The sequence below is a fragment of the Butyricimonas sp. RTP31003st1_G1_RTP31003_210430 genome (genome assembly GCF_040920905.1).
Taxonomy (GTDB): Bacteria; Bacteroidota; Bacteroidia; order Bacteroidales; family Marinifilaceae; genus Butyricimonas; species Butyricimonas paravirosa.
On the sequence record NZ_JBCOSQ010000102.1, the window covers coordinates 1 to 10,079 of the forward strand.

The 10,079-nt window shown below is 42.3% G+C and carries 7 protein-coding genes and 1 pseudogene; 7 read left to right on the forward strand and 1 reads right to left on the reverse strand.

The genetic code is table 11. From position 1 onward, the window contains the following. The 7 genes and pseudogenes from AB5542_RS20045 to cobC form a co-directional block, all read left to right on the forward strand. Window positions 1-1,858, forward strand: a pseudogene (locus tag AB5542_RS20045) (SusC/RagA family TonB-linked outer membrane protein); the annotation flags it as partial. 13 nt (window positions 1,859-1,871) lie between these two features. After that, the gene (locus AB5542_RS20050; protein ID WP_279038561.1) at window positions 1,872-3,359 is read left to right on the forward strand and encodes a RagB/SusD family nutrient uptake outer membrane protein; all 1,488 of its coding nucleotides are present in this window, start codon (window positions 1,872-1,874) and stop codon (window positions 3,357-3,359) included. A 15-nt stretch (window positions 3,360-3,374) separates the two neighbouring features. After that, the gene (locus AB5542_RS20055; RefSeq protein WP_279038560.1) at window positions 3,375-4,172 is read left to right on the forward strand and encodes a DUF4843 domain-containing protein; all 798 of its coding nucleotides are present in this window, start codon (window positions 3,375-3,377) and stop codon (window positions 4,170-4,172) included. Window positions 4,173-4,193: 21 nt separating this feature from the next. Then, complete coding sequence (locus AB5542_RS20060; RefSeq protein ID WP_279038559.1) at window positions 4,194-5,714, forward strand: PKD-like family lipoprotein; 1,521 nt, start codon at window positions 4,194-4,196, stop codon at window positions 5,712-5,714. A 552-nt stretch (window positions 5,715-6,266) separates the two neighbouring features. Further along, window positions 6,267-7,412, forward strand: a complete 1,146-nt coding sequence (locus tag AB5542_RS20065) for a YhcG family protein (protein WP_279038558.1) — start codon at window positions 6,267-6,269, stop codon at window positions 7,410-7,412. A gap of 90 nt (window positions 7,413-7,502) precedes the next feature. Then, window positions 7,503-8,636: a hypothetical protein gene (locus tag AB5542_RS20070; RefSeq protein WP_279038557.1), complete on the forward strand. Its 1,134-nt coding sequence runs from the start codon at window positions 7,503-7,505 to the stop codon at window positions 8,634-8,636. A 496-nt stretch (window positions 8,637-9,132) separates the two neighbouring features. After that, entirely contained in the window at window positions 9,133-9,660 is a 528-nt protein-coding gene (gene cobC, locus AB5542_RS20075) for an alpha-ribazole phosphatase (RefSeq protein WP_087419686.1), read from the forward strand. Window positions 9,661-9,663: 3 nt separating this feature from the next. On the opposite strand, the gene AB5542_RS20080 is transcribed toward cobC, so the two are convergent. Further along, complete coding sequence (locus AB5542_RS20080) at window positions 9,664-9,903, reverse strand: hypothetical protein (protein ID WP_087419687.1); 240 nt, start codon at window positions 9,901-9,903, stop codon at window positions 9,664-9,666. Window positions 9,904-10,079 lie beyond the last annotated feature (176 nt).

Below are 10,079 nucleotides of genomic sequence, written 5' to 3' on the forward strand. Positions count from 1 at the left end.
CTCTAATTCTGACCGGGAGCCGGTGGCATTCTCCGAGTTTTCAAGAGCAAACCCGTATTACCGGAAAAGACAGGAAAACGGTACAATTCCCATGTATTTGGAGAGAAAGACAGGGTTGTATGGGGAGGATATGCTGAATCCCTTGTACGTGTGGAACATTGAAAACACGAATACAACCAAGGATCTTGCGTTGAGGGACAATTTCACGATGGAATGGACTACCTTCGATGCCCTGAGACTCCGGGCTCGGTTGGGAATATCCAAGAGCATCTCGAAAACAGAAGCATTCAAGTCCCCGAATCACACGGATTTTTTGGAGACGGAGAAATTGAAGAAGGGTTCTTTCTCGTCTAATCAGCATGAAAGCTTCTCGTACAATGGTGATTTGAACATTATCTTTGGTAAAATATTTAAGAATGTTCATCAAGTAAACTTTGTTGGAGGATGGTCTTTTAGTGAATCTCGCTCGGAAGCATCCGGTTACAGCGTGGTCGGGTTTAACGATGACTTCCACAAGAATCCTGCCTATTCCACGGGTTTCAGGGAAAATCAAAAGCCTACTTACTCGAAAGATCGTCGACGTTCCACTAGTTTTTTCATGAACTTGAACTACTCGTATGACAATCGTTATCTGATGGACTTCAACCTGCGTGCTGACGGGACTTCCGTTTTTGGCAGCAACAAACTTTTCTCCACGACGTGGGCTGTCGGTTTGGCATGGAATGTTCATAACGAGGAATTTATAAAGAAATTGGGGTGGATCAACAATTTGAAAATCCGGGGATCAATCGGTAATCCGGGAAACGAAAACTTCGATGCCTACATATCACAAAAGACCTACGTGTATAATGTCGAGTTGCAAAATATGTTCGGGGCGAGTGCGTTGATTCAGAAGTACGGGAATAAAAACTTGGAATGGCAGCGAACCGTGGATAAAAACATCGGTGTCGATCTGTCTGTTCTGAACAACCGAATTCGTGTGACTTTTGACTATTATTTCAAAGATACGGACCCTTTGCTGGTTTCCATCGGGATGCCTCCTTCTGCCGCGGCGACGAGCTTGTACACGAACATGGGAAGGCAAATTTCCAGGGGATGGACGGGAACATTGAATTATGTTTTTCTGCGGAAAAAGGATTTGTCTTGCAGCGTAAACATGAACGCACGGGCGAACCATTCGGAATATCGTGACATCGGGGATAAATTGGATTACTTGAACAAGGTGGGGAGTTCTACTGCCTTAAATCGTTATTACGAGGGTGGTAGTCCGGACGATTTGTGGGCTGTTCCTTCTTTGGGAATCGATCCGGCTACCGGGCGTGAAGTCTTCTTGAAAAAGGATGGAACGCAAACTTTCTTGTATTCCGCGTCCGACGAGGTGATCGTGGGATCATCCGTTCCGGATGTAGAGGGAATTGTCGGAATGTCATTCTATTACAAGAAATTGTCTGCCTCTTTCAGTTTCCGTTATAGCTTGGGCAAAGAGACCATGGCCTCGGCATTGTATGATAAAGTGGAGAATATCACCCAAGACAATATCGGTAGGAATCAAGACAAACGAGCTTTGTACGACCGTTGGAAGAAACCGGGAGATAAGGCAAAATTCAAGGCGATAGATGATTATTCTTCCACGCCGATGTCTTCCCGTTTCGTGGTGACGGAGAACACTTTTTCCGGTGAATCCATTTCAATCGGTTACGATATGGACGCTGCATGGTTGCGGGTAGCGGGAATTCAGGGAATGAATTTCCGGGTTTACATGAATGATATTTTCCGGATCTCTTCTTTTAAAGAGGAACGGGGTTTGGATTATCCTTTTGCCCGTTCGGTAAGTTTTTCCTTAGGTGTAAGATTTTAAAACAAGTGTGGATATGATACGAAAATTGAAATTATTAGTGTGTGTGGTGCTTGGCACCCTCACGTTGTCTTGCTCCGATTGGTTGAAAGTCAGTTCGGAGGACCGGATCATGGAGAACGATCTTTTCCGTACTCCCCGAGGATTCATGACGGCGTTGAATGGTATTTATATAGACTTGTTGAATTCAAGTATGTACGGGAAAACTCTGACGTGGGGAATGACTGATATTTTGGCACAATACTATACCTGCCGGGAGAAGGATCATAGTTATAAATCTTTGGCAGATTTTGATAACGTGACCCGGAATAATGCCGTGAGTGGTTGTTGGAATCGGTCGTACGCCCTTTTGAATAACGTCAATACGATACTGGAGCATTGCGAATCCGACCGGAATGTGTTGGATGATACCTATTATCACATGATCAAGGGAGAGGCTCTGGCTCTACGTGCTTTGTTACATTTCGAACTGTTCCGTATATTCGGTCCCAGTTATAGCAAGGACAAGGAAAAAGAGTGTATCCCTTATGCTTTGACTTCCGAGACAAAGGTGAATCCCTTGCTACCGGCAAAGGAAATCGCCCGGCTGATCATGGAAGATTTGAAAAATGCGGAGGAGTCGTTGACCGGGTATGACCCCGTGATTGAAACAGGGGCCGTGTGGGGTGATGATCCGGAAGGGGGCGTGAATGACATGCGTTATCGCTCCATGCGTCTGAATTACTATGCCGTCCAGGCTTTATTGGCCCGTGTGGCTCTCTACTGCGGGGAAAAGGAGGTCGCTTGGGAGTATGCGGAGAAAATGATTCGCGGGATACACGAGGAACATAAATGGTTCCCCTTCGTGACCCGGGAAGAAGTGGTGACGACAGATAGAGAAGATCGTATTTTCCAAAGTGAAATCTTGTTTGGCCTGTATAACCTGAAAAGAAAGGAAAGCGTTTACGAGGTCGGTTTCGGGGCTAACTTGAAACAAGGTAGCGTGTTACGTATTGATAAGGATATTATGCAGAATATATACGACGGGGATGACAATGATTTCCGGCTTGCATACTGGTTTGCGGAAATGGTTGATCCGGATAATAACTCGTATCTCCACGTGATCAAGTACAAGGATGTGGATGATATTGACACGAAAACGAAAATTAGCAAGGGCTATCGTTATATCATGCCTGTACTCCGGGTGTCCGAAGTGTATCTTATTGCGGCCGAGTGCTGTCCGGACCCGAAAGAGGGACGGAATTATCTGAATGCGGTGAGAACGGCACGTAATGTGAAAAACATTCAGGATGATGCCGATCTGACTGCGAGTATCGAGCAAGAGTACAAGCGGGAGTTTGTGGGTGAAGGACAGTTATTCTGGCTTTATAAACGCAAGGGGAAAACCGAGATTGCATCCGGCGAGAAACAGGGAAACGTTGTTTCCATGGAAGAACGCTTTTACTTGTTTGACCTGCCGAAGTCGGAACAGGATTATAGAAAAGAAAACGATCTTGGTAAATAATTAAAATTTCTTCGTATGAAAAAATATATATTTCTATTGGTTGTCGTTTTGTCATTTCTTGGATGTGAGAAAGAAATGATGGATTACGAGGGGAAAGACGGGGTTTATTTCTCGGTACAGGAAGTACCACCCAGCCTGTACGGTAACCCGGAAATTTGGGCTCATATGGACACGACATTGATTCCCTTTTCCCTGTTATTGGAGAATGATAGCACGGTGAGATTGAAAGTCCGGGTGATGGGGGATGTCGTAAATTATGACCGCTATTTTACCGTGTCGGTTGTCGATTCGTTGACTACCGCGTTAGTGAACGAGGATTACGCTCCCTTGGAGGAACGCTACATGATTGCCGCCGGGGAACGTGACGGATTCGTGGAATTCACGGGATTCCGGCAGGCGAAAATGCTGGATTCCACGTATTACGTGACCTTGCAGTTGATGGAAAACGAGTATTTCTCGTTACCGATGGATGTGTGGAGACCCTTGGAAGACAAGGATTACACGAAAGAGATACAGAACGTGGTCCGTCACGTGGTGGGACTTTCAGACGAGGTTTTCATGCCGAAGGCGTGGACGGTGAATTATTTTGGCCCCTACTCTAAAAAGAAAGTCAAATTACTGTGCGAGATGTTCGGTTTGAAGATGGCTGATTTTGATAACGTGATCGAAATGGATATGGAAAGACAGCGCACGTATGCCCAAGGGTTGGATAAATACTTGAAGGAGATGGAGGCGAAGGGGCAGACCGTTTACGAGGACGAGAAAGACAAAGATGGTAATCCGGTGAAAATGGCCGTGGGACCTTTAATTTAGTAATGTTGAATAATGAAAGTTATGAAAAAGAAACTAAGTTTACTCGTGCTATTCGCGATAGCTTTATGCATGGGATGTTATGATGATAAAGGGAATTACGATTACCATGAATTTAATGAAATCACTATCGGTGATCGTGGTTTTGACACGGCTTATATCCTCACGTCGTTCGTGGACACGCTCCGGATTTCACCCGAAATTGATTTCAAGTTGGCGGAAAACACGCATCTGAAGTTCGAGTGGGTGGCCCGGTCTAATGGAGTCGATTTTACAGAATACCCTCTTGGGAATGGGCGTGATTTGGTCTTTCCTGTAAGTCTGCCAACGGAGACCTACACGTTGTATTTTAAGGTGACGGATACGCTGAATACAATGGAATATTGGAATGCGACAGCGATGCAGGTTCAAGATTTACTTACCAGCGGTTGGATTATTCTCGGGGAGAATAGTAACGGGGAGGCCCAACTGGACATGATTACTTATTCCGTGGACACGATGGTGTTGAAAGATATGTTGCACGATAGCGGACTGCCCGTGTTGAGAGGTCCGGTGAAGGTATGGGTGGTTGATAATTACAGGGATAACATGATTCACATTTCGACGGAAGACGGTACGTACCGTTTGGATCGGGATAATTTCAAGGGAGGTGACCACACGCATCTGAAGTATAATTTTTATGACCCGGAGGCATTGGATCATTTCGTTCTTCAGGAGGTTGCTCAACTTCGTAGCTATAACAGGGCAGCAATTATTGATAATAAGTTGTTTCATAACGGTTTCTTGATCTCCAGTTCCGTATTCCAGAATCCGGCGAATCATTATCAGGGAACTTACGATCTTTTCTCTATCGGCGACAAGATTGCTTATAATCCGAAGGCTATGGCGTATTATTATATGTTGTACAATAATGATGCGAAACGTTTTGTTTATACCGGGGGAAGATCTTACGGGTCACCTGTGGGATATTGTGACACGCTGAAAGATACACGGGATGACGTGGAAATTTTCTCTTGGAAAACGGGGCTGGATTACGTGACAAGTATAAGTAGTCGTTTGTTGGACGGGTATTCGTTTACCGTGTTGACTGATAGCAAGGGGAGTTACTACTTGTATTGCTATGCGTTGAAGTACCAGTGGGGCTGGGAAAGTATCGAGAAGAAGAAAAAATACTCTTTGGATAAAGCCACGGATATTGACAAGGCGAAATTCTTCGGGGTTAGTGCGCAAAGAACCTATTTGATTTACGCTACCGGTTCGAAACTGTACGCGTATGATTACGTGGCGGAAAAAGTGCAATTACTTAGGGATTTTGGTGGTCAGGAAATAACGTTGCTACACTACGACATTTTGATTGACGTGGGAGCCGGTGATGATTTCTTCTACGTGGGTACTTACGATCCCTCGTTACCCAAGGAGACGGGAGGAACGCTGACAATGTACAAGGTGATGAATGATCCGAATAATATTATCGTGGAGGAGGTTCCCGGCTTTAGCTGGTCCGGGTTGTGCAAGATCAAAAGTATTGATTTCAAAAGATACTAGTATAGCTGTTTGAATTTTGAGAAAGGCACCATTCTAACGTGGAATACACGGGAGAATGGTGCTTTTTATGTCCGAGATGATGCATGATTAGTGCTGACGTTAGTTCCGATTACATTTTTATTAGTTGATGAATACCGGATGATTACCGTCATAAACCTTATAGATACCTTATAGAAACCTTATATGAACCTTATATAGAATAAGGTTCATAAAGTATATTAACAAGTTATTGAAAATATTGTATTAGGTAGTGATCAGGTATTGATCATCTATCGTAAACAAATTCAGAATTGACGTTGGCATGAATAAGTACAAAAGGCAGCATGAAGATTTGTATTGATGTTGATTTATTGGGATAAAATTACTTAATGGCACTGATTTTCAGTATAAAAGCTCGCTAAATATCAGTTTCTTTTGTTATTTTTGTAACTCTTGATGGCATATAACTACGAGACATTTTAGAATGAGATGACCGAGATAAATATAAAATGCTTGCAGAAATATAGCGAATACTAGGTGTTAATAAAATTCTAAGTAACAGAGAATAAGGAAATGGATAATTGTAACATAGATAGAAAATTAGATGAAAGAGCAGAGGCTCTATTCGCTAGAATTTCTTTATTAATAGAGACTGCACGTAAAAATATTGCATCTACGGTAAATATCACAATGGTATATGCTAATTTTGAAACAGGTAAGTATATTGTTGAGGATGAACAACAGGGGGCGCATCGGGCTGAATATGGGAAATCTGTTCTGAAACAGTTATCTCAAAAACTAATAGAAAAATACGGAAGGGGATGGTCTGTTGAGAATTTGACACTCTATCGAAAATTTTATTTGGTTTATGCAGATTCGGTAAACATGATTGATCCGATTCAGAAAAAGTCACTTGGAAAGGATTTCGTAAACACTGTTTACGAAATTGGTAAGTTTGAAGCGTTCTCGCAAATTTCTCAAAAGAGTTTTACGCTAAGTTGGTCACACTATCTGATATTGATGCGTATAGAAAATCCTTCTGAACGTAGTTTTTATGAGATAGAATGTGCACAGCAACAATGGAGTGTCCGGCAGTTACAGCGCCAAGTGAATTCCAGTCTGTATGAACGTTTGGCATTAAGTCGCAACAAACATGAGGTCGTTCGTTTGTCAAAGGAGGGCCAAACAGTAGAAAAATCATTGGATCTTATAAAGAACCCCTTGACGTTAGAATTTTTAGGATTGAAGTCAGAGACGGCATATTCAGAAAGTAAATTGGAAACAGCAATCATAGATAAGCTACAAGATTTTTTACTTGAATTGGGCAAGGGTTTCCTATTTGAAGCAAGACAAAAGCGTTTCACGTTTAATGAAGAACATTTTTTTGTTGATTTAGTATTTTACAATCGCTTGTTACAGTGTTATTGTTTGATTGACTTGAAGATAGATAAACTGACACATCAAGACTTGGGGCAGATGCAAATGTATGTCAATTATTATGACAGATATGTGAAGCAGTCTTTTGAGAAACCTACTATTGGCATCTTACTTTGTAAAGAACAAAATGAGGCTTTGGTGAAACTGACACTACCGGACGATGCTAATATTTACGCTACGCAATATGCACTCTATCTGCCTAATAAACAATTATTGCAAGCAAAATTGAACCAGTGGGCAGAAGAGTTTAAAGCGAACAATGATGAACTTGAGCACCCCTAGGTGTGGAGGGAATTGATTCGTTTATAAATCGGTTAAAAGCAACGTATTTACAGATATTTGTGATAAATTTGTAGGATACCAAAACAATTTATGGAAATGAAATCAATGATGATCTGTTTTTGCTTTTGTTGTCTGGGCTTTTGGGGGCATACGCTTTCTGCCCAAGAACAAGTTCGGGCGCTGCGGCCGTTGGAACAATGTACTTTGGTTACCGATCTGGCGGACTGGATTGAGGAAATACAAGTGATCCCGATTAAACAGCGTTTTGATGCCGAGTCATTGGAATGGATGAGGAAAAAATTGCTGATCGGACCTGATGGGGATTTGTTTCTTGTGTACGGGCGGGAGGTGATGTGTTTTGATGCTGCCGGGAAATATCAATTTTCAATGAAATATAATCAAGGGAAAGAATGTCCTTATCATCAGGATGCCTGTATCAGTGTGGATCAGAAAAAATTGTTGTTTGCGCATGGAGATAGTGAAGTCGTGTTTTTTGATTTGAATGATGGGCGTGAAATTGAGCGTCTCCCGATGAACAAGCCTCTACAATTGTTTGAAGAGATTGCTCCGGCTCCGGATGGAGGGTTTTATTATTATTCGATCTCGGCTCCTTGTACCAATAATTTTGAACGGGGACACCTCTTAGTGACCCGGTTTGACAAAAACGGGAAAAAGTTGGAGAGTTCTATTCCGCAGGTCGGGTTCACGGTGAATATTTTCCTCGTATCGCAGGCCGTAGGTAATACTTATCTGATTCGCACGCAAGGAGGTGATAACGCGTGTTACCGGGTGAATACGAAAGGAGAGTTGGAGAAGGCCTACACCTTTGATTTTGGCAAACGGGGGATACCGGATACTTACGGGATGTTAAAAGGTGATTTGATGTTGCAGGATTACATGAGGGCGGATTATTACAAGATGCCAATTTATTTGTGTGAAGGCGGGAAATTCTTTTATTTCACCAGTTGCGGACCTCATGCAGAGGCGTATAATTTCCTTTATGCCCGGGGTAAGGATTCGGGGATTTATTGGAAAGCGGATCCCGATTTGGAAATTCATTTTCTCTCGGCAGATGAGGACTATTTTTATGCGCTTTTAGAACCCGTTCCGGAAGAGATGATCCGGGAGACGCAAGACCCGTTATTACGGCAGATATTTAAACAGTTTGCCCTTTCGTTGGGAGAAGAGACGTCTGCCCGATTGGTGAAGGTCAAGTTTAAATGAAGTCAGACTGGAAGTTAAGAGACTTGTGTGTTGTTGGTTTTATGTGAATTGTTAATTTGTTGTTTTTCTATTGTAATATTAAATATTATTCTGATCTTTGTATTAGCTCATTAACCAAGTTGTTAAAGGAGTTACGGAGTCGTTTGATTATTCAAGCGACTCTTGCCTTTGTTAGGGTAAACTATCCATGATTTTTTGTACTAGGGAATCTGGGGTATACATTTCATTCTTTAGTTGTTCTATCCATATTTTAGATGGATTACACCTTATAAGCAGTATGTTTTACTTGGGTTGTACAAATGTAGTAATTGTTCTTGGATATAAGATATACATTCTCAACTATTTATCTGTATTTTGCCAAAAGATTGAATATTCGTGAATTGTTTTGGTAAATTTCAAGTGGAGTTTGATTGGTTGTTTATGAAATTAAATTTATTGGTAAATTTTCGTGATATATCGAAAAAATGGCGAATTTTACAAGATAAACGATTTATATATGGAAGTATTTTTGATCAGACATACGAAAACAGCGGTTATTCCGGGAACGTGTTACGGGAATTCGGATGTTGACGTGGCCGATTCTTTCCTCGAAGAGGCAGGGAAGGTGAGGGAGAGACTGAAAGGGGAGAGCTTTGATGCGGTGTATTCCAGTCCGTTACAACGTTGCAGAAAGTTGGCGGTTTACTGTGGTTACGAAAATCCGATTCTGGATGACCGGCTGAAGGAATTGAATTTTGGGAGCTGGGAGGGGCAACGTTGGGATGAGATTCAAGATCCTCGTTTGCAGGAATGGTATGATGATTGGTTGAGTATGCCTGCCGGAGGGGCGGAAAGTTTTCTGGAACAGTATAACCGGGTGTCGGCTTTCTTGGATGATTTGAAGGAGACGGGACACGAGAAGGTGTGTGTATTCGCTCACGGAGGGACGATCCGGGCGGCATTGATTTATGCCGGAAAATATAATTTTAATCAGGCATTCACGGATGACGTGGATTATGGTTCTCAGGTGAAAATGACGATATAGGGGTTACTCTTCTTCTTTCAACTTTTTGCGGATACCTCTTTCTATGGCTAGAACGAGGATGATGACCAGCACGATGATGATCACGCTGATCCAAGATTGGTATGATAACTCGGTGAAATCGGTCATGGCCAGTTTTGTGATGGCTGCAAGTATCAGGATATACAGGCACGTACGCACGTTCCGCAACTTCTTCTCGGTGGTAAGTTCGACATTCTTTTCAGTTGCTTTCTTTTCGGTTTCCATGACTTGGTATTTTAATGACGAGTACTGCCTTGTAAAGATATGAAATAATATTCAAATTTATTTGGGGAGAGAAAATAAATAAAAAAACCACCCGAAGGTGGTTTTGAGTTATTCTATCGTTTTGCTTCTTCTTTTCCTTTCGTTTTCATCGAGGTAAATCTTGCGAAGCCTCATGG